Here is an 18744-nt window from a genome sequence, read left to right on the forward strand (position 1 = left end):
CGCGAACCTTTTGGCATCGAAGCTCGGGCTACCCTCTCCCCCCGCCCTGGCTGCGCGCCCCGCTCCGAAGGGAGAGGGAGCTATCCGAGCTTCCCTGTAAGTAATGGCGCAGCGAGCAACCCGGCTAAAGCCGATGTCCGCCGTGGCAGAGACGGTCCCCTCTCCCTTCAGGGAGAGGGTTAGGGAGAGGGCCTGCGGACTCACAGTCAGCACAGGACCCAAAGTGAGGAACACCGCTCTCATCAATGCACCCCCGCCACTTCTTCACGCCGCGCCGGCTTTTTTGCCGGCGCCTCCGCGCTCTCGATCAGCACCTCCGCCACCAGCTCGGCGATGTCCTTGATCTCCGGCCGCGGCGCCACCACGCCTTCGAGCATCGCGGTGCACTGCGGGCAGCCCACGGCCACCAGTTCGGCGCCGGTCTCCTTGATGTCGACCATGCGCATGTCCGGAATCCGCTGCTTGCCGGGGATGTCGGTGATCGGCGCGCCGCCGCCGCCGCCGCAGCAGCGCGAGCGGAAGCCGGAGCGTTGCATCTCCTTCACCTTGATGCCGATGGCCTTGAGCACATTGCGTGGCGCCTCGTACTCGCCGTTGTAGCGGCCCAGGTAGCAGGGGTCGTGGTAGGTCACGCTGTCGGCCTTGCTCTGGCCCAGCTGCAGCGCGCCGCTCTTCACCAGCTCGTCGATGAAGGTACTGTGGTGCAGCACGTCGTAGCTGCCGCCCAGGGCGCCATATTCGTTCTTCAGCACGTGGAAGCTGTGCGGGTCGCAGCTGACGATGCGCTTGAAGCGGTACTGCGCCAGGGTGGCGATATTGCGTTTGGCCAGGCTCTGGAAGGTCGCCTCGTCGCCCAGGCGGCGGGCCACGTCGCCGCTGTCGCGTTCTTCCAGGCCGAGCACGGCGAAGTCCACTTTCGCCGCCTTGAGGATCTTCACGAAGGCGCGCAGGGTGCGCTGGTTGCGCATGTCGAAGGCGCCGTCGCCGACCCAGAACAGCACGTCGGCCTGCTTCCGCTCGCTCATCAGCGGCAGGTTCAGGTCGGCCGCCCAGTTCAGCCGGCCGCCGGGGGCGAAGCCGCCGGGATTGTCGGTGGCGATCAGGTTCTCCAGCACCTCGGCGCCCTTGTTCGGGGTGGCGCCCTTTTCCAGGGTGAGGTGGCGGCGCATGTCGACGATGGCGTCGACGTGCTCGATCATCATCGGGCATTCCTCGACGCAGGCGCGGCAGGTGGTGCACGACCACAGCGTCTCGGCATCCACCAGGGCCTTGCCTTCCAGCGCGACTATGGGCAGGTGCGGGCCGCCGCTGTGTTCGCCGAGTGGTTTGCCCGGATAAGGCGAGCCGGCGAACCTGGCGTCGTTGCCGCCGGCCAGGCCGATGACCATGTCCTGGATCAGCTTCTTCGGGTTCAGCGGCTGGCCAGCGGCGAAGGCCGGGCACATGGCCTCGCACTTGCCGCACTGCACGCAGGCGTCGAAGCCGAGCAGCTGGTTCCAGGTGAAGTCGGTGGGCTTTTCCACGCCCAGCGGGGCCATGGGATCGCTGAGATCGAGGGCCTTGAGGCCGGTGGAGCGGCCGCCGCGCCCATCTTTTCTGGAGAACCGCTCGGCGCGGCGGTGCCAGGCCAGGTGCAGGGCGCCGGCGAAGGCGTGCTTCATCGGCCCGCCCCAGGTCATGCCGAAGAACAGCTCGGACACGCCCCAGGCCACGCCGATGGCGAGGATGGCCGCCAGGAACCAGCCACCGAAACCTTCGGGAAGGATGCCGGCCACGGGCAGCGTGGCGACGAAGAAGCTCGCCGAGAACATCAGCAGGCTCTTCGGCAGGCGCATCCACGGGCCCTTCGACAGCCGCGACGGCGGGTCGAGGCGGCGCTTGGCGACGAACAGCGCGCCGCCGAACATCAGCGCCGTGGCCGCCAGCAGGGCGAAGCCGAGGATCCGGCTGTGCAGGCCGAAGCCGTGCACGACGATGGCCAGCAGCGCCGCCAGGACGAAGCCGCCGGCGGTGGCCACGTGGGTCCTGGACATGTACTTGTCGCGCTCGACCACATGGTGCAGGTCCACCAGGTAGCGGCGCGGCATGGCCAGCAGGCCGCCGAGCCAGTCGACCGGCGCGGGCCGGCCACGGCGCCACATGGCGAAGCGCTTCACGGCGCCCAGCACGGCGAGGGCCAGGGCGGCGAAGAGCAGGAGGGGAAGAATGATATTCAGCATTGCAGCTCACCCGGTTGGGGGAGCCGGAAGCTGGAAGCTGGAAGCTGGAAGCGGTTCGGGCCGCCCTTCGCTTCCAGCTTCAAGCCTCCAGCTTCAAGCTTCTTTAAAAGTCCTTGCACAACCGCAGCGCGTCGTAGATCGCCGCGTGGGTGTTGCGCTGGGCCACGCAGTCGCCGATGCGGAACAGCAGGTAGCCGTCGCCTGGCTCGCTGAGGCACGGCTGCGGCTTGATCGCGAACAGCGCCTCGACGTCGATCTGGCCCTTGTTGCGCGAGCCCTGCTTGAGCGCGTAGTACAGGCTCTCGTCCGGGCGCACGCCGTTCTCCACGACGACCTGGTCGACCACCCGCTCCTCTTTCGCGCCGGTGTATTCGTTCTCCAGCACCGCCACCAGCTTGTCGCCCTCGCAGTAGACCTTTTCCAGCATCAGGTCGCCGGTCATGATCACTTCCTTGGGGTACATGCTGCGGTAGTAGGTGGGGAAGGTGGTGCCGCCGATGGCCACGCCGGGCTTGATGTCGTCAGTGACGATCTCCACCAGCGCGCCCTTGTCGGCGAGGAAGTCGGCCACCGACATGCCGCTGAACTCGCAGATGGTGTCGTAGACCAGCACGTTCTTGCCGGGGGCGACCTTGCCGTCGAGGATGTCCCAGCTGCTCACCACCAGGCCCTCGGCGGCGCCCCAGTGTTCGTTCTGTTCGAGGAACGGGTGGCCGCCGTTGGCCAGCACCACCACGTCCGGACGCAGGTCGAGGATGGTGTCAGCGTCCGCCGCGGTGCCCAGGCGCAGGTCGATCCCCAGGCGCGCCAGCTCCAGTTGGTACCAGCGGGTGATGCCGGCGATCTGGTCGCGCTGCGGCGCTTTCGAGGCGGTGGTGATCTGCCCGCCGAGCTGGTCCTTCTTCTCGAACAGGGTCACGTCGTGGCCACGCTCGGCCGCTACCCGCGCGGCTTCCATCCCGGCCGGGCCGCCACCGACGACCACGACCTTGCGCTTCACGCCGGTGGTCTTCTCGATGATGTGCGGCACGCCCATGTATTCGCGGCTGGTGGCGGCGTTCTGGATGCACAGCACGTCCAGGCCCTGGTACTGGCGGTCGATGCAGTAGTTGGCGCCGACGCACTGCTTGATCTGGTCGACCTGGCCCATCTTGATCTTGGCGATCAGGTGCGGGTCGGCGATGTGCGCGCGGGTCATGCCGACCATGTCCACGTAGCCGCCTTCGAGGATGCGCGTGGCCTGGTTCGGGTCCTTGATGTTCTGCGCGTGCAGCACCGGCACGTTGACCACTTCCTTGATGCCCGCCGCCAGGTGCAGGAAGGGCTCCGGCGGGTAGGTCATGTTGGGGATGACGTTGGCCAGGGTGTTGTGGGTGTCGCAGCCGGAGCCGACCACGCCGATGAAGTCGAGCATGCCGGTGTCGCTGTAGTACTTGGCGATCTGCTTCATGTCCTCGTGGGACAGGCCGTCGGGATGGAACTCGTCGCCGCAGATGCGCATGCCGACGCAGAAGTCGTCACCGACCTCTTTGCGCACGGCCTTGAGCACCTCCAGGCCGAACTTCATGCGGCCCTCGAAGGTGCCGCCCCATTCGTCGGTGCGCTTGTTGACCCGCGGGCTCCAGAACTGGTCGATCATGTGCTGGTGCACGGCGGACAGCTCGACGCCGTCCAGGCCGCCTTCCTTCGCCCGGCGCGCGGCCTGCGCGTAGTTGCCGATCACCCGCCAGATCTCTTCCGGCTCGATGGTCTTGCAGGTGGCGCGGTGCACCGGCTCGCGGATGCCCGAGGGCGACATCAGCGTCGGCCAGTTGAAGCCGTCCCAGCGCGAGCGGCGGCCCATGTGGGTAATCTGGATCATGATCTTGGCCCCATGCTTGTGCATGGCGTCGGCCAGGTTCTGGAAGTGCGGGATGATGCGGTCGGTGGACAGGTTCACCGAGCTCCACCACTCCTGCGGGCTGTCGATGGCGACCACCGAGGAACCGCCGCAGATGGCCAGGCCGATGCCGCCCTTGGCCTTCTCCTCGTAGTACTTCACGTAGCGCTCGGTGGTCATGCCGCCGTCGGTGGCGTAGACCTCGGCGTGGGCGGTGGAGAGCACGCGGTTGCGGATGGTCAGCTTGCCGATCTGGATCGGCTGGAACATTGCCTCGAAAGCCATTGCGGCATCCTCACGGGATCAGAGGTTTCTTGTTGTGGTGGCGGCCGGCGGGCCGCCTGTGCCGAAGTCGTGGATCAGAGCGGCTTGACGATGAACAGGCCGTCGTCGTGGCCTTCTTCCGAACCGCTGTAGACCTGCTCGGCCACGGTGCGGATGCTGCTGCCGCGGGCCTGGAGAATCTGGTCCATGGCGCCGGCGAACCAGCCGGTGAACATGTAGTCGACCTTGCGGTTGACCTTGCCGTACACGTACACGAAGGCGGAGTGCTTCAGGCGCACCTGGGCGGTGCCCTTATCGAGGTCGATCTGCTCGATCTGGAACAGGCCCCAGCCGCGCTGCGACAGGCGCTTCATGTAGTGCTCGAACACCGCCACGCCTTCGATGCCGTGGCATTCGGCCTCTTTCTCGCACCAGTGCCAGGCGGACTTGTAGCCGGCCTTGTAGAGGATTTCGGCATAGCGCTCGGCGCCCAGCTCTTCCTCGATGCCCATGTGGTTGTTGACGAAGAAGTGCCGCGGCACGTAGAGCATCGGCAGGGCGTCGGTGGTCCAGACGCCGGTTTCGCTGTCGACTTCGATGGGCAGTTCGGGGGCGTGTTTGGCCATGGTTCGGTTCTCGGAATCCGGTTGATGATCTTGGCCGGCGGGGCGCCGGCATGGTGGGTATCGCTGCGCGCCACCCACCCTACGAAGGAAGTCGGCGGCCCGGGCTCACTCGCCCCAGACGTCCGCCAGGACGCGCACCCAGTTCTCGCCCATGACCTTGCGCACCACGCGCTCGGGCATGCCGCGTTTGAGCAGCGTTTCGGTGAGGTTGGGGAACTCGCCCACGGTGCGGATGCCCAGCGGGTTGATGATGGTGCCGAAGCGCGTCAGGCGGCGGGCGTAGCCCTTGTCGTGGGTCAGGTACTCGAAGAAGTCCTGGCCATGGCCCTGGGTGAAGTCGGTGCCGATGCCGATGGCGTCCTCGCCGACGATGTTCATCACGTACTCGATGGCCTCGGCGTAGTCGTCGATGGTGGCATCCACGCCCTTGGCCAGGAACGGCGTGAACATGGTCACGCCGACGAAGCCGCCGTGGTCGGCGATGAACTTCAGTTCCTCGTCGGACTTGTTGCGCGGGTGCTCTTTCAGGCCCGAGGGCAGGCAGTGGGAGTAGCAGACCGGCTTTTTCGATTCGAGGATGACTTCCTCGCTGGTCTTGCTGCCGACGTGGGACAGGTCGCACATCACGCCGACGCGGTTCATCTCGGCGACGATCTCGCGGCCGAAGCCGGAGAGCCCGCCGTCGCGCTCGTAGCAGCCGGTGCCGACCAGGTTCTGGGTGTTGTAGCACATCTGCACGATGCCCACGCCCAGCTGCTTGAACACCTCGACGTAGCCGATCTGGTCCTCGAACGCGTGGGCGTTCTGGAAGCCGTAGAGGATGCCGGTCTTGCCCAGCTCCTTGGCGCGGCGGATGTCGGCGGTGCTGCGCACCGGGATGACCAGGTCGCTGTTCTCGCGGATCAGCTTGTTGCTGGCGACGATGTTGTTCACCGTGGCCTGGAAGCCCTCCCACACGGACACGGTGCAGTTCGCGGCGGTCAGGCCGCCCTTGCGCATGTCCTCGAAGAGTTCGCGGTTCCACTTGGCGATGATCAGGCCATCGATGACGATGCTGTCGGCGTGAAGTTCGGCTGGGCTCATCTGGCGTCTCTCTATATCAGGCAAGGCTTGTCAGGCTTGGCGCGCCGGGGCTTGTGCCGGCGCTTTGGGGGCAGCATATCCCCGGGTGGCGGGGCGGCCCGGCTCGAAAACGACCAGGGTCGTACCGAAAGCGTCAAGCCGGCGACATGCGCGACACCGAAGGCGTCGCGGGCGGGCATATGGGTATGAAGGGGGCGGTTTAGAGAGCTTGGGGGAATGAGGGGGGAAGGCTTTTCGTGGGAGCGAGCTTGCTCGCGAACAGTGCTCCCCGGCGGCTCAGGTGTGTTGGGTTGACTCCGCTCCCTCTCCCCAGCCCTCGGCTGCGCGCCCCGCCCTGAAGGGAGAGGGGGCTTGTCCGTGCCGAGATGAGCATGGCTTTAGCCGGAAACTGCAGAGCTGCCGGCTGACTCTGAAATATCCGAGCACTCCGAACGGTCCCCTCTCCCTTCAGGGAGAGGGTGCTCTCAAACCCTGCACCTGCAGCTCCCGGCAAACCCCGTTCGCGAGCAAGCTCGCTCCTACGAAAAGCGCCGAGCCCTCAACGATTGCGCCAGCAAGCCACCAGGTTCCACACCATCAACCCGCCGACCACCACCGAACTGCCATAGAACAGCAGACTATCCACGTTCTCCCCTCCGAAATGCAGGCGCCCCCAGTGAAGGGGGCGCCGGGTGGACCTGGGTTTACTCGTGGGCGACCAGCCGCGCGTGGGCGGACTCTTCGCCGAGGTTGTTGAGCATGCGCTCGCTGTACCAGTCGAGGAAGTTGATCACGCCGAACTCGTAGGTCTTGGAGTACGGGCCCGGCTGGTAGGCGGTGGAGTTGATGCCGCGCTGGTTTTCCTCGGCCAGGCGGCGGTCCTGGTCGTTGGTGGCGTCCCACACTTCGCGCAGGCGCTGCACGTCGTAGTCCACGCCTTCCACCGCGTCCTTGTGCACCAGCCACTTGGTGGTGACGACGGTTTCCTGCGCGCTGATCGGCCACACGGTGAAGACGATCAGGTGGTCGCCCATGCAGTGGTTCCAGGAGTGCGGCAGGTGGAGGATGCGCATCGAGCCCAGGTCCGGGTTCTTGATGCGGCCCATCAGCTTCTTGCTGCCCTGCTTGCCGTCCATGGTCATGGACACGGTGCCGTCGAGCAGCGGCATGCGCACGATGCGGTTGCGCAGGCCGAAGCTGGCATGGGCGTAGGGGATCTTCTCCTCGTCCCAGGCCTTGGTGCAGGCGGCCACCTGGTCCTTGAACGCCTGGCTCGCGCGCGGGTCGGTGACGTCGTCCCACTCCAGCAGGGTCTTCAGCAGCTCCGGGTGCGAGCCGTTGCAGTGGTAGCACTCGCGGTTGTTCTCGAGCACCAGCTTCCAGTTGGCCGCTTCGCGGATGGTGGTCTGCACGGCGACCTTGGTGTTCTCCATGTCGTACGGCTCCATGTAGTGCTCGAGCGTACGCAGGAAGTCGTCGATGGCCGGCGGGTTCTCGGCCAGGGAGATGAAGATGTAGCCGCCAGCGGTCTTCACGTTCACAGGCTTGAGGCTGTAGTCCTTCATGTCGAAGTCGGCGCCCATCTCGGTGCCGGCGAACAGCAGGCGGCCGTCCAGCTCGTAGGTCCACTGGTGGTAGGGGCACACCAGCTTGGCCACCTTGCCCTTGTCGCTCACGCACAGGCGCGAGCCGCGGTGGCGGCAGACGTTGTGGAAGGCGTGGATCTTGCCCTCGGCGCCGCGCAGCACGATGACCGGGTTGTCGCCGATCTGCAGGGTGAGGAAGTTGCCCTTGGCGGGGATTTCGCAGGTCATGCCGGCGATCAGCCATTCCTTCTGGAAGATCTCCTGCATGTCGAGCTTGAACAGGCGCTCGTCGTTGTAGAACGGCTGCGGCAGCGAGAAGGAATGGTCGCGGGTGCGCAGCATCTCGGCGGTGGCCTTGCGGGCCGGTTCCAGCGGATCGCCCAGACTCAGGGTGGTAGTGACGTCCATCGGTTGGTCCTCATGCCGCGCCGGGGATCGGCGGCGGCGAAATTGGGTGGCTGATACGGTTCGACGCTACGCAAGGTGGCGTTCACGGCCTTCGGCACTCCGGTGGCTCCGGAATCCCGCCCTGCCGATGGGCGGGGCCCGCGGCGGCGGGCGTGAAGGTCAGGCGCTCTGGTGGATTACCTTCGTTTCGGCTGGAGGCAGTGTGCGTCCGGGCCTTTGCGGTGCCTTATCCATGGGCGACACGACCACATCCGTTTCCGACCTGGCAGCCCCCGCCCCAGGCGGCAGGTCGCGATAAGCATGCAAATGTCGCTGGCAGGTAAGTGGGGGGAACGGGGCGTGCGCACAATCGGCCCCATCAGGCATGCCGAAAAGGCCGGGGCGAGCGTCCCCGCCCGGCGCTGCCCCATTCGGCCGGGAAACGGCCTGCGTGCGCGGAGAGACACCATGTCGACGAGCAACTTCCTCAACCCGGTGAACACCCAGACCTGGACCAACGGCCGCCACCTGGTGCGCTGCGTCAAGGCCATCCAGGAGACCTGGGACGTACGCACCTTCTGCTTCATGGCCGACCAGCCGATCCTGTTCTTCTTCAAGCCCGGGCAGTTCGTCACCCTGGAGCTGGAGATCGACGGTCAGCCGATCATGCGTTCCTACACCATCTCCAGCTCGCCCTCGGTGCCCTACAGCTTCTCCATCACCATCAAGCGGGTGCCCGGCGGCAAGGTTTCCAACTGGCTGCACGACAACCTCAAGGAAGGCGACGTCGTCCCGGTGCACGGCCCGGTGGGCAACTTCAACGCCATCGACTTCCCCACCGACAAGGCGCTGTTCCTCTCCGGCGGCGTCGGCATCACCCCGGTGATGTCCATGGCGCGCTGGTTCTTCGACACCAACGGCTCGGTGGACATGGTCTTCGTGCACAGCGCGCGCACGCCGAAAGACATCATCTACCACCGCGAGCTGGACCACATGGCCTCGCGCATCGCCAACTTCAAGGTCCACCTGATCTGCGAGAAGTACGAGATGGGCGAGGCCTGGGCCGGCTACCGCGGCTTCCTGAACAAGGCCATGCTGCAGCTGATAGCCCCGGACTTCCTCGAACGCGAAGTATTCTGCTGCGGCCCCACGCCCTACATGCACGCGATCAAGCGCCTGCTCGAAGCCGAAGGCTACGACATGTCGCGCTACCACGAGGAAGCCTTCGGCCCGACGCCGCCGGAAGTCCGCGAGGAAGTGAAGGAACTGGCCGCCGAAGCCGCCGAAGCCCCGGAAATCCCAGCCGCCGACCTGAACAACGTGGAATTCTGCGAAACCGGCAAGAGCATCCGCGTGGGCCCCGGCGAAACCGTCCATGCCGCCGCCGCCAAGCTCGGCCTGCATATCCCGAAAGCCTGCGGCATGGGCATCTGCGGCACCTGCAAGGTGATGAAGCGCTCCGGCGAAGTGGAGATGGAACACAACGGCGGTATTACCGACGAGGATGTGGCCGAGGGCTACATCCTGTCGTGCTGCAGCGTGCCGAAGGGGGATGTGGTGATCGAGTATTGAGTGCGCTCGGGTAGGCCGCGGAGCGAGGGTTCGAGCCCGCTCCCTCTCCCTAACCCTCGGCTGCGCGCCCCGCCCTGAAGGGAGAGGGGACCGTTCGGAGTGCTTGGATATTTATGAGTCAGCCGGACGCCATGGCACCCGGATAAAACCTTGCTTTCAGCCGGCACGGACAAGCCCCCTCTCCCTTCAGGGAGAGGGTTGGGGAGAGGGCGCTCTAAACCCCTTGCACTCCAGTCCCCCAAGGAATCCCAACCCGAAGATTTTTCAATTGCCCTCCCCGCCCCAAGGCTAAACACTCGTTCAACAGCTCAAGGGACGAGTCCGCCATGCCCACCTTCACCCAAACCTACTACGAAGCCACCTCCGCAAAGCCGACCTACCCCACCCAGACCGGCCGCCTCGACACCCGCGTGTGCATCCTCGGCGGCGGCCTGGCCGGCCTCAACACCGCCCTGGGCCTGGCCGAGCGCGGCATCACCGACGTGGCGCTGCTGGAATCGCACTACGTGGGCCACGGCGCCTCGGGCCGCAACGGCGGCTTCGTCTTCGGCGGCTACAGCCTGGGCAACGCCGACCTGCTCGCCACTCTCGGCGCCGAGCAGGCGCGGCGGCTCTACCACCTGACCCTCGAAGCGGTGGACCTGATCCGCCAACGCGCGCGCCAGTACGCCATCGACTGCGACCTGGTGGACCAGGGCGTGATCCTCGCCAACTGGTTCAACGACCCCTCACGCCTGGAAAAGCCCCGGCACCTGATGAAGGAAGCCTACGGCGTGGACTGGGAACCCATCGCCCCCGGCGCGCTCCGCGAACAGCTCAAGACCGACCGCTACTTCGGCGGCCTGCTGGAACGCAACGCCTTCCACTTCCACCCGCTGAAATACGTGCGCGGCGTGGCCCGCGCCGCCGCCGGCCTGGGCGTGCGCATCCACGAAGGCTCGCCAGCCCTGGGCATCGAAAAACGCGACGGCCGCTTCGTCGTGCGCACCGCCGGCGGCGAAGTGCACGCCGAACAGGTGGTGTTCTGCGGCGGCGGCTACGCCCGCGGCCTGTACCGGCCCATCGAACGCGCCGTGCTGCCCATCGCCACCTACGTCATCGCCACCGAGCCCCTGGGCGAGCGCCTGCGGGACGTCATCGCCTGCCAGGCCGCGGTCTACGACACCCGCTTCGCCTTCGACTACTACCGCCCGCTGGCCGACAGCCGCATCCTCTGGGGCGGGCGCATCTCCATCCTCGACCGCGGCCCGGAAGCCATCGCCGCCCTGCTCAAACGCGACCTGACGCTGGTTTATCCACAGCTGGCCGAGGTGAAGGTGGACTACGCCTGGGGCGGCCTGATGAGCTACGGCCGCCACCAGATGGCGCAGATCGGCCAGGACGAAGCCGGCATCTGGCACGCCATCGGCTTCGGCGGCCACGGCATGGCGCCGACCACCGTGGCCGGCGAAGTGCTCGCCGACGCCATCAGCGGCGCCAGGGCGGTGCCGCCCGGCTTCGCCCGCTTCGGCCTGACCCACGCTTTCGGCCTCGCCGGCCTGCTCGCCGCCCAGGCCACCTACAGCGCCTACGAGGCCCGCGACGCCTTCGACAGCCGCCGTCTCAACGGCTAGGGCTGGTGCCCGGAGCGCTGCCGGTCTAAGGTCGATGCAAATTTCCAGATCGGAGCCCCCATGGCAATCAAGACCACCCCCAACCGCCAGCAGACGCACCTGGCCGTGCTGATCGACGCCGACAACGCCCCCGCCGCCATCGTCGAAGGCCTGTTCGAGGAAATCGCCAAGTACGGCGTGGCCAGCGTCAAGCGCATCTATGGCGACTGGACGCAGCCGCAACTGGGCAAGTGGAAGCAGGTGCTGCTCGACCACTCCATCCAGCCGATCCAGCAGTTCGCCTACACCAAGGGCAAGAACGCCACCGACAGCGCGCTGATCATCGACGCCATGGACCTGCTCTACACCCGCCGCTTCGACGGCTTCTGCCTGGTCTCCAGCGACAGCGACTTCACCCGCCTGGCCGCCCGCCTGCGCGAGGAAGGCCTGATGGTCTACGGCTTCGGCGAGAGCAAGACGCCCGACCCCTTCGTGCGCGCCTGCGACAAGTTCATCTACACCGAAATCCTCCGCGCCGACCCGGTGACCCCGGCCGAACCTACCGAAACCGGCCAGCCCCAGGAACCCAAGGCCCCCGCCGCCAAGCCCAAGCCCCAGCGCGTGCCGCTGGACTTCATCGCCAAGGTGCTCGACGACATCGCCGACGACGAGGAAGACTGGGTGCAGCTAGGCGCCCTCGGCCAGAACATCAGCAAACTGCGCCCCGCCTTCGACCCGCGGCTGTACGGCTTCAAGAAACTCAGCGACCTGATCAAGGGCCACCCCAAGCGCTTCGAACTCCAGGCCCGCGGCGGCAGCAACAGCGGCGGCAAGGACCTGTACGCGCGCAACGTGCGCAAGTGAGCCGCGTCAAAGGCCCGGGCCGGAGCGAGCCGGTATGCTAGGGCGGTCATCGAGGAGGAAAACCATGACCGCCCTACCCCGCAGCCTCTTCGCCGCCCTGCTGCTCGGCCTGGCCCTGTGCGCCAGCGCCCAGGCCTCGACGCTGCGCTGCGGCACGCAACTGATCAACGAAGGCGACAAGATGGACGCGGTGCTGGAAAAGTGCGGCGCGCCGGCAAAACGCGAAGTCTTCCCGCCGGCCCCACCCCGCCGCGGCCCGGACGGCAAATTCATCCCCGGCGGCGCCACCATCGAAGTCTGGACCTATCCCCCACAAAACGGCGCCACCCGCGTGCTGCGCTTCCGCGAAGGCATCCTGATGCTGATCGGCACCGAGTTCCGCTGAGCCCCGCTGCTTTTCGCTCTGTAGGAGCGAGCTTGCTCGCGAACCAGTCCTCAGCCCACACCATCAGCCTTGTGAACAAGCTGCTGCAGATGGTGTCGCGTGGGCTCCGCATAGTGCTCCGGCACCTCAACGGACAGCTCCAATCCCAACTCCTGCAGCACCTGGAACAGCTTGCCCCACTGCACGCACGCCGAACCGCGCTCGACCTTGCCGAGGAAGTTCTCGCTCACGCCGATGCTACCGGCGGCATCATCCTGGCGCAGGTTCATGGCCTTTCGGCTGGCGCGCACCAGCAGGCCAAGGGCGGCGGGAGAGTCGATCTTGACGTTCATTGGGAAATCCTCACGTTCTTGAGGATTCATGGGTTGGACTAAGTAGATATTCGTTAATCCTCAAGCCCATGAGGATTTTCATAACTGAATAGGGAGAGACTACCGGGCCATTCCGACGCCTCAGTAGGAGTTCACTCTAAATGCGTCCTATATGCCATGTGCCTGCCATGGCTACGAGCGCTCCAAGCGACTCCGAACGGCCCCCTAGAAGGCCGTGGAGAGGGAAAGAAGCCCCGATATACTAGCGCCAAGGCATTGATGCTGATCGGCACTGAGTTCCACTAAGCCCATGCATGGGATGGAAGAGACCTTCCAACCAAAGCCCTCAACTGCAGTACATTGCGCAACGGAAGACACCGTGCAGACTGACAAACCAGAGGAAGGCCTTTCGCTTACTTTCCCAACGGTGCAGCACTCGACATACCTCTGAATCTGCTGCACACCCTCAATATTTATTTGCGGAGATATTGTTTTTGGATCGCCAAGTCTCAAGAAACAAGCTGCTCGCCCTCCGAGGCCTGGCCTATACGTTCGACATCCTGGCAATCGCCGGCGGCATGGCCTGCATCGATATACTGAAGCGGCCCTTCACGCTGAGTGTGGCCTGGATGCTGCTTTACTTTCCCCTGACGGAATGGCTGTTGAAGGGACGCACGCCAGGAAAGTGGTTGTTCCGACTTGTTGTCATAGGCCCGAACGGCGAGCCACCAACACTCATTCAAAGCCTGGTGCGTAATTTCTGTCGATTACTGGAAACCAACCCTTTCCTACTCGGCCCCCTGGTCGCCACAGTAATCTTCGTCTATTCCGCACGCTGTCAGCGTCTTGGCGACATGCTGGCTCGTACCTATGTGATTCCTCGTCGAGATCTTTTGGCCATCTCCGCAGAAATCAGGGCACAACCCGGGCAATAAGCGAACGAACGCCCCCTGTCACCGGGGCCCTCATTCGCGAGCAAGCTTACTCCTACACGCACATCGGAAATATCGCCGTATCCCGGCCAAGGGCCGCTCCCTATCCTGCACCGGTCACGGCCAGTCCGTGACTTGGGTTTGGCGACCCAATCACTAGCAGGCGCGTAATGTCAAAGGGAGTGCTCTTGCAGCGCTCACAAGCTCGCAGATTCTCTGCAATGCTCGATGGCAGATCGCGCGGGGAGACCTTCGGGTCTGCCGGGTCCTGTTAGCCGGTTCGCCAACCCCGCGTGGTCTGCCGCCCTACGCTTGGCGACGTGGGGTGGCAGCTCTCTTGATGGATAACAGGAGCTAGCAATGCACGACGCATACACCCCCACCTTCTTCATCCGCCACGGTCGCCCCCTGCGCGCGGTCATGATCGACAACCAGCCCTGGTTCGCCTCCTACGACCTCGCCCGCCTCCTGGGCATCCGCCGTCCCCACACCTTCCAATACCGCGTCCTGCCCCACGAAACCCGGCGCATCCACCTGCACTACGAAAGCGGCAGCGAAGAAGCCATCGACGTCCTCAACGAGGCTGCGCTCTACAAGGCCCTGGTGCGCTTCGGCAGCCCGGAAAGCCAGCACCTGGATACCTGGCTGACGCGCGAAGTCATCCCCAGCCTGCGCGACCAGTCCGTGCCGGATGGCCAGGCGCCAAGACGGGTGATGATGAGCTGGCAGGCGCGGCGGGTGATGTTGCTGGAGTGGCAGGGCGCGCTCTGGGTGCCCTTCGAGGAGATGCCGCGGCTGCTCGCCGATTGATGGGTATCGCTGCGCTCCACCCATCCTACGGGGGTATCTGCACGCTCCGGCATCAACGCCTGGCACGGACCCGTAGGATGGCGTTGAGCGAAGCGATACCCATCACCCCAAGGCCAAGGACGCGCCATGACTACCTACCGCCGTGACCGAACCCCAGGCGCTACCTGGTTCTTCACCCTGGCACTGCACGACCGCCGATCCCGCCTGCTGGTCGAGCACATCGGCCCGCTTCGCGAGGCCTTCCGCTACGTCGCCGAACGGCATCCCTGGGCAATCGACGCCATCGTCATCCTCCCCGACCATCTGCATGCCCTTTGCACCCTGCCCGAGGGCGACAACGACTATGCCCTGTGCTGGCGGCTCATGAAGGCGCACTTTTCCAGGGCCCTGCCACGCGGCGAAGCGCGCTCGCCAAGCCGCGCCAGCAAAGGCGAGCGCGGCATCTGGCAGCGCCGCTACTGGGAGCACCGCATCCGCGATGAGCAGGACTTTTCGCGGCACGTCGATTACATCCATTTCAATCCGTGCAAGCACGGGCACGTGCAGCGGGCGGTCGATTGGCCGTGGTCGTCGTTTCATCGCTATGTGCGCGATGGGGTGTTGCCGGTGGATTGGGCGGGAGGTAATGGGGAGGTCGAGCGGGCCGGGGAGTGAGGGAAATGATGGGTATCGCTTCGCTCAACGCCATCCTACGAACACCGATCCCTGAGGCCCCGTAGGATGGGTTGAGCGAAGCGATACCCATCACGCCCCACAAACGAAAAAGGCCGGTCAATCGACCGGCCTTTCCCTTACCTCATGCCACCTCAGCTATTGCTGGGGAAAGCGAACTGCGCCGCCTCGTGGCTCTTGCGCTGCGGCCAGCGCTGGGTGATGGCCTTGCGCTTGGTGTAGAAGCGCACGCCGTCCGGGCCGTAGGCGTGGAGGTCGCCGAACAGGGAGCGCTTCCAGCCGCCGAAGCTGTGGTAGGCCACCGGGACCGGCAGCGGGACGTTGACGCCGACCATGCCCACTTCGATCTCGTCGCAGAACAGGCGGGCGGCTTCGCCGTCGCGGGTGAAGATGCAGGTGCCGTTGCCGTATTCGTGGTCGTTGATCAGCTGCATGGCTTCTTCCAGGCTGTTCACGCGGACGATGCACAGGACCGGGCCGAAGATTTCTTCCTTGTAGATGGTCATTTCCGGGGTCACGCGGTCGAACAGGGTGCCGCCGAGGAAGAAGCCGTTCTCGTGGCCGGCGACCTTGTAGCCGCGGCCGTCCACTACCAGTTCGGCGCCCTGGGCCACGCCGGTGTCGATGTAGCCGGTGACCTTGTCGCGGGCAGCGCCGGTGACCAGCGGGCCCATGTCCAGGCCGCAGGAGGTGCCGGCGCCGATCTTCAGGCCTTTGATCTGCGGAACCAGCTTCTGCACCAGGGCGTCGGCGATCTGGTCGCCCACGCACACGGCTACCGAGATGGCCATGCAGCGCTCGCCGCAGGAGCCGTAGGCGGCGCCCATCAGCGCGCTGACGGCGTTGTCCAGGTCGGCGTCGGGCATCAGCACGGCGTGGTTCTTGGCGCCGCCCAGGGCCTGCACGCGTTTGCCGCGCTTGGTGCCTTCGCTGTAGATGTACTCGGCGATCGGGGTCGAGCCGACGAAGCTCAGGGCCTTCACTTCCGGGGCCTCGATCAGCGCGTCCACCGCGCCCTTGTCGCCGTGCACCACGTTCAGCACGCCTTTGGGCAGGCCGGCTTCGTGGAACAGTTCGGCGATCAGCAGGGTGGAACTGGGGTCGCGCTCGGACGGCTTGAGGATGAAGGTGTTGCCGCAGGCGATGGCCAGCGGGTACATCCACAGCGGGACCATGGCCGGGAAATTGAACGGGGTGATGCCGGCGACCACGCCGATGGGCTGGAAGTCGCTCCAGGCGTCGATGTTCGGGCCGACGTTGCGGCTGTACTCGCCCTTGAGGATTTCCGGGGCGGCGGTGGCGTATTCGACGTTCTCGATGCCGCGCTTGAGTTCACCGGCGGCGTCTTCGACGGTCTTGCCGTGTTCTTCGCTGATCAGTTTGACGATGCGCTCTTCGTTGGCTTCCAGCAGTTGCTTGAAGCGGAACAGCACCTGGGCGCGCTTGGCCGGCGGAGTGTTGCGCCAGGCCGGGAAGGCGGCCTTGGCGGCGTCGATGGCCTGCTGCATGGTTTCGCGGTCGGCCAGCGGGACCTTGCGCACGGCGGTGCCTGTGGACGGGTTGAAGACGTCGGCGGTGCGGCCGGTGTCGGCGATCAGCTCGCCGCCGATCAGGTGCTTGATGATGGTCATCGTCTTGTCTCTTCTCGCTGAGTGGGGTTTGGAGGAGGAGCGTAAGAGCCCCTCTCCCTAACCCTCTCCCTGAAGGGAGAGGGGATTGTTCGGTGTGTCGGGTGGGCCGCGAGGCTCGCCGGGACGGCCAGGGTAAGCCCGGCCGAACCGGCATGCCTACGCGCGGGCCCGCGGGCTCAGTGTTGCTTGAGCTCGATCTCGATGAAGGCCACTTCGTGGTCGCACGGGTTGATCACGTTGTGCTCGGTGCCGATCTGGCGGGTGTAGCTCTGGCCCAGGACCAGCGGCGCGCGCCGCTCGCCTTCGGGAGTTTCCAGCAGCAGTTCGCCGCCGGTCACCGGGACTACCACGTACTCCATGCCGTGGCGGTGCCAGCCGGTCTCCGCTCCCGGGGCGAAGCGCCACTCGGTGACCAGGACCTTGTCGTTGTCGATCTGCACCGTCGGCACGGCCTTGGGACGCTCGCTCACTTACGCCACCCCGTTGAGGGCTTCGCCGACCGCGTCGAACAGGCGGTCGAGGTCTTCGGGCTTGGCGTTGAAGGTCGGCCCGAACTGCAGGGTGTCGCCGCCGAAGCGCACGTAGAAGCCTTCCTTCCACAGCTTCATGCTGGCTTCGAACGGGCGCACGATGGCGTCGCCGTCGCGGGCGGCGATCTGGATGGCGCCGGCCAGGCCGCAGTTGCGGATGTCGATGACGTTCTTCGTGCCCTTGAGGCCGTGCAGGGCCTTCTCGAAGTGCGGCGCCAGCTCGGCGGACTGCTGGATCAGGTTTTCCTTCTGCAGCAGGTCCAGCGCGGCGATGCCGGCGGCGCAGGCGACCGGGTGCGCCGAGTAGGTGTAGCCGTGGCCGAACTCCACCGCGTATTCCGGCAGGTTCTGGTTCATGAAGGTGTCGTAGATTTCGCTGCTGGCGATCACCGCGCCCATGGGCACGGCGCCGTTGGTGACCTGCTTGGCGACGTTCATGATGTCCGGGGTCACGCCGAAGTATTCGGCGCCGGTGGCCTTGCCCATGCGGCCGAAGGCGGTGATGACTTCGTCGAAGATCAGCAGGATGTTGTTGGCGTCGCAGATTTCCCGCAGGCGCTGCAGGTAGCCCTTCGGCGGCACGATCACGCCGGCGGAGCCGGACATCGGCTCGACGATCACCGCGGCGATGTTGGAGGCGTCGTGCAGTTCGATCAGCTTCAGCAGTTCGTTGGCCAGCTCGACGCCGCCGGTCTCGGCCGCGCCCCTGGTGAAGGCCATGCCCGGCTGCAGGGTGTGCGGCAGGTGGTCGACATCCATCAGCGGGCCGAACATCTTGCGGTTGCCGCCGATGCCGCCCAGGGAGGTGCCGGCGACGTTCACGCCGTGGTAGCCACGGGCGCGGCCGATCAGCTTGGTCTTCTGCGCCTGGCCCTTGATGCGCCAGTAGGCGCGGGCCATCTTGATCGCGGTGTCGGCGCACTCGGAACCGGAGCCGGTGAAGAACACGTGGTCGAGGGTGCCGGGGGTCATCTGGGCGATCTTCTCGGCCAGCTGGAAGGACAGCGGGTGGCCGTACTGGAAGCCCGGGGAGTAGTCGAGGGTGCCGATCTGCTTGGCCACCGCGTCGGCGATTTCCTTGCGCGAGTGACCGGCGCCGCAGGTCCACAGGCCGGACAGGCTGTCGTAGATGCGCCGGCCCTTGTCGTCCACCAGCCAACTGCCCTCGGCGGCCACGATGATACGCGGGTCCTTGTGGAAGTTGCGGTTGGCGCTGAAGGGCATCCAGTGAGCCTTCAGGTTCAGGTCGGCGGCGGCCGACGGCGCTACGTTCACTTGCTGGTTCATGGAACTCGTCCTCGACGACTGTCTTGTTGGGCGCGCAGGCCGCGTCACGCCTGCTGCGATGGCTCAAGATTGGGCCTGACTTAACGTGAGTTAAAGCCTATTCTTCTCACGTTCAGTTTCGATTCGGTAAAACAA

16 protein-coding genes are annotated in these 18744 nt (G+C 65.7%); 7 read left to right on the plus strand and 9 right to left on the minus strand.

All coding sequences use genetic code 11. The features are described from left to right. Positions 1-242: 242 nt before the first annotated feature. From dgcB to gbcA, 5 genes are all read right to left on the minus strand, one after another. On the minus strand, positions 243-2219 hold the full coding sequence (gene dgcB / locus RN02_RS19165; RefSeq protein ID WP_043315967.1) for a dimethylglycine demethylation protein DgcB: 1977 nt from the start codon (positions 2217-2219) through the stop codon (positions 243-245). Positions 2220-2322: 103 nt separating this feature from the next. After that, on the minus strand, positions 2323-4383 hold the full coding sequence (gene dgcA / locus RN02_RS19170) for a dimethylglycine demethylation protein DgcA (protein WP_043315970.1): 2061 nt from the start codon (positions 4381-4383) through the stop codon (positions 2323-2325). Positions 4384-4457: 74 nt separating this feature from the next. After that, a complete protein-coding gene (locus RN02_RS19175; protein ID WP_043256596.1) occupies positions 4458-4988 on the minus strand; it encodes a DUF5943 domain-containing protein in 531 nt (176 codons plus the stop codon). 105 nt (positions 4989-5093) lie between these two features. Next, positions 5094-6071: a dipeptidase gene (locus tag RN02_RS19180; RefSeq protein WP_043315972.1), complete on the minus strand. Its 978-nt coding sequence runs from the start codon at positions 6069-6071 to the stop codon at positions 5094-5096. Positions 6072-6754: 683 nt separating this feature from the next. Further along, positions 6755-8044, minus strand: coding sequence for a glycine-betaine demethylase subunit GbcA (gene gbcA / locus RN02_RS19185; RefSeq protein ID WP_009614269.1), 1290 nt, complete (start codon positions 8042-8044; stop codon positions 6755-6757). A gap of 447 nt (positions 8045-8491) precedes the next feature. On the opposite strand from gbcA, the gene gbcB reads away from it, so the two are divergent. The 4 genes from gbcB (at position 8492) to RN02_RS19205 (ending at position 12436) form a co-directional block, all read left to right on the plus strand. Then, positions 8492-9595, plus strand: a complete 1104-nt coding sequence (gene gbcB / locus RN02_RS19190; RefSeq protein WP_009614271.1) for a glycine-betaine demethylase subunit GbcB — start codon at positions 8492-8494, stop codon at positions 9593-9595. 326 nt (positions 9596-9921) lie between these two features. Further along, a complete protein-coding gene (locus tag RN02_RS19195; RefSeq protein WP_043315974.1) occupies positions 9922-11208 on the plus strand; it encodes an NAD(P)/FAD-dependent oxidoreductase in 1287 nt (428 codons plus the stop codon). Positions 11209-11268: 60 nt separating this feature from the next. Continuing rightward, the gene (locus tag RN02_RS19200; protein WP_009614275.1) at positions 11269-12051 is read left to right on the plus strand and encodes an NYN domain-containing protein; all 783 of its coding nucleotides are present in this window, start codon (positions 11269-11271) and stop codon (positions 12049-12051) included. A gap of 64 nt (positions 12052-12115) precedes the next feature. Beyond that, positions 12116-12436, plus strand: a complete 321-nt coding sequence (locus RN02_RS19205; protein WP_043315977.1) for a DUF2845 domain-containing protein — start codon at positions 12116-12118, stop codon at positions 12434-12436. A gap of 50 nt (positions 12437-12486) precedes the next feature. Here RN02_RS19205 and RN02_RS19210 read toward each other — a convergent pair whose 3' ends face one another. After that, on the minus strand, positions 12487-12768 hold the full coding sequence (locus RN02_RS19210) for a helix-turn-helix domain-containing protein (RefSeq protein ID WP_043315980.1): 282 nt from the start codon (positions 12766-12768) through the stop codon (positions 12487-12489). Positions 12769-13241: 473 nt separating this feature from the next. Here RN02_RS19210 and RN02_RS32585 point away from each other — a divergent pair, with 473 nt between their 5' ends. The 3 genes from RN02_RS32585 to RN02_RS19220 all read left to right on the plus strand — a co-directional run bounded on the left by RN02_RS32585 (position 13242) and on the right by RN02_RS19220 (position 15143). After that, entirely contained in the window at positions 13242-13682 is a 441-nt protein-coding gene (locus RN02_RS32585; protein ID WP_161796254.1) for an RDD family protein, read from the plus strand. Positions 13683-14039: 357 nt separating this feature from the next. Beyond that, complete coding sequence (locus RN02_RS19215; RefSeq protein ID WP_043315981.1) at positions 14040-14489, plus strand: BRO-N domain-containing protein; 450 nt, start codon at positions 14040-14042, stop codon at positions 14487-14489. A gap of 126 nt (positions 14490-14615) precedes the next feature. Next, positions 14616-15143 carry an REP-associated tyrosine transposase gene (locus tag RN02_RS19220; protein WP_043315983.1) on the plus strand — a complete coding sequence of 176 codons (528 nt, stop codon included), beginning with the start codon at positions 14616-14618 and terminating at the stop codon, positions 15141-15143. 152 nt (positions 15144-15295) lie between these two features. Here RN02_RS19220 and RN02_RS19225 read toward each other — a convergent pair whose 3' ends face one another. From RN02_RS19225 to RN02_RS19235, 3 genes are all read right to left on the minus strand, one after another. Next, complete coding sequence (locus RN02_RS19225) at positions 15296-16792, minus strand: CoA-acylating methylmalonate-semialdehyde dehydrogenase (protein ID WP_043315986.1); 1497 nt, start codon at positions 16790-16792, stop codon at positions 15296-15298. 176 nt (positions 16793-16968) lie between these two features. Further along, complete coding sequence (locus RN02_RS19230) at positions 16969-17262, minus strand: cupin domain-containing protein (protein ID WP_009614286.1); 294 nt, start codon at positions 17260-17262, stop codon at positions 16969-16971. Then, positions 17263-18609 carry an aspartate aminotransferase family protein gene (locus RN02_RS19235; protein ID WP_043315988.1) on the minus strand — a complete coding sequence of 449 codons (1347 nt, stop codon included), beginning with the start codon at positions 18607-18609 and terminating at the stop codon, positions 17263-17265. Positions 18610-18744: the final 135 nt, after the last annotated feature.

Origin of the sequence: Pseudomonas sp. PI1 (genome assembly GCF_000812405.1) — a bacterium.
Taxonomy (GTDB): Bacteria; Pseudomonadota; Gammaproteobacteria; order Pseudomonadales; family Pseudomonadaceae; genus Pseudomonas; species Pseudomonas citronellolis.

What these genes read in the sequence shown, in the direction of transcription:
- RN02_RS19210 (WP_043315980.1), bottom strand. Translation starts at nt 12,768, where the DNA reads ATGAACGTCAAGATCGACTCTCCCGCCGCCCTTGGCCTGCTGGTGCGC.
- gbcB (WP_009614271.1), top strand. Translation starts at nt 8,492, where the DNA reads ATGTCGACGAGCAACTTCCTCAACCCGGTGAACACCCAGACCTGGACC.
- RN02_RS19205 (WP_043315977.1), top strand. Translation starts at nt 12,116, where the DNA reads ATGACCGCCCTACCCCGCAGCCTCTTCGCCGCCCTGCTGCTCGGCCTG.
- gbcA (WP_009614269.1), bottom strand. Translation starts at nt 8,044, where the DNA reads ATGGACGTCACTACCACCCTGAGTCTGGGCGATCCGCTGGAACCGGCC.
- dgcB (WP_043315967.1), bottom strand. Translation starts at nt 2,219, where the DNA reads ATGCTGAATATCATTCTTCCCCTCCTGCTCTTCGCCGCCCTGGCCCTC.
- RN02_RS19235 (WP_043315988.1), bottom strand. Translation starts at nt 18,609, where the DNA reads ATGAACCAGCAAGTGAACGTAGCGCCGTCGGCCGCCGCCGACCTGAAC.
- RN02_RS19200 (WP_009614275.1), top strand. Translation starts at nt 11,269, where the DNA reads ATGGCAATCAAGACCACCCCCAACCGCCAGCAGACGCACCTGGCCGTG.
- RN02_RS19215 (WP_043315981.1), top strand. Translation starts at nt 14,040, where the DNA reads ATGCACGACGCATACACCCCCACCTTCTTCATCCGCCACGGTCGCCCC.
- RN02_RS19175 (WP_043256596.1), bottom strand. Translation starts at nt 4,988, where the DNA reads ATGGCCAAACACGCCCCCGAACTGCCCATCGAAGTCGACAGCGAAACC.
- RN02_RS19225 (WP_043315986.1), bottom strand. Translation starts at nt 16,792, where the DNA reads ATGACCATCATCAAGCACCTGATCGGCGGCGAGCTGATCGCCGACACC.
- RN02_RS19180 (WP_043315972.1), bottom strand. Translation starts at nt 6,071, where the DNA reads ATGAGCCCAGCCGAACTTCACGCCGACAGCATCGTCATCGATGGCCTG.
- RN02_RS19195 (WP_043315974.1), top strand. Translation starts at nt 9,922, where the DNA reads ATGCCCACCTTCACCCAAACCTACTACGAAGCCACCTCCGCAAAGCCG.
- dgcA (WP_043315970.1), bottom strand. Translation starts at nt 4,383, where the DNA reads ATGGCTTTCGAGGCAATGTTCCAGCCGATCCAGATCGGCAAGCTGACC.
- RN02_RS19220 (WP_043315983.1), top strand. Translation starts at nt 14,616, where the DNA reads ATGACTACCTACCGCCGTGACCGAACCCCAGGCGCTACCTGGTTCTTC.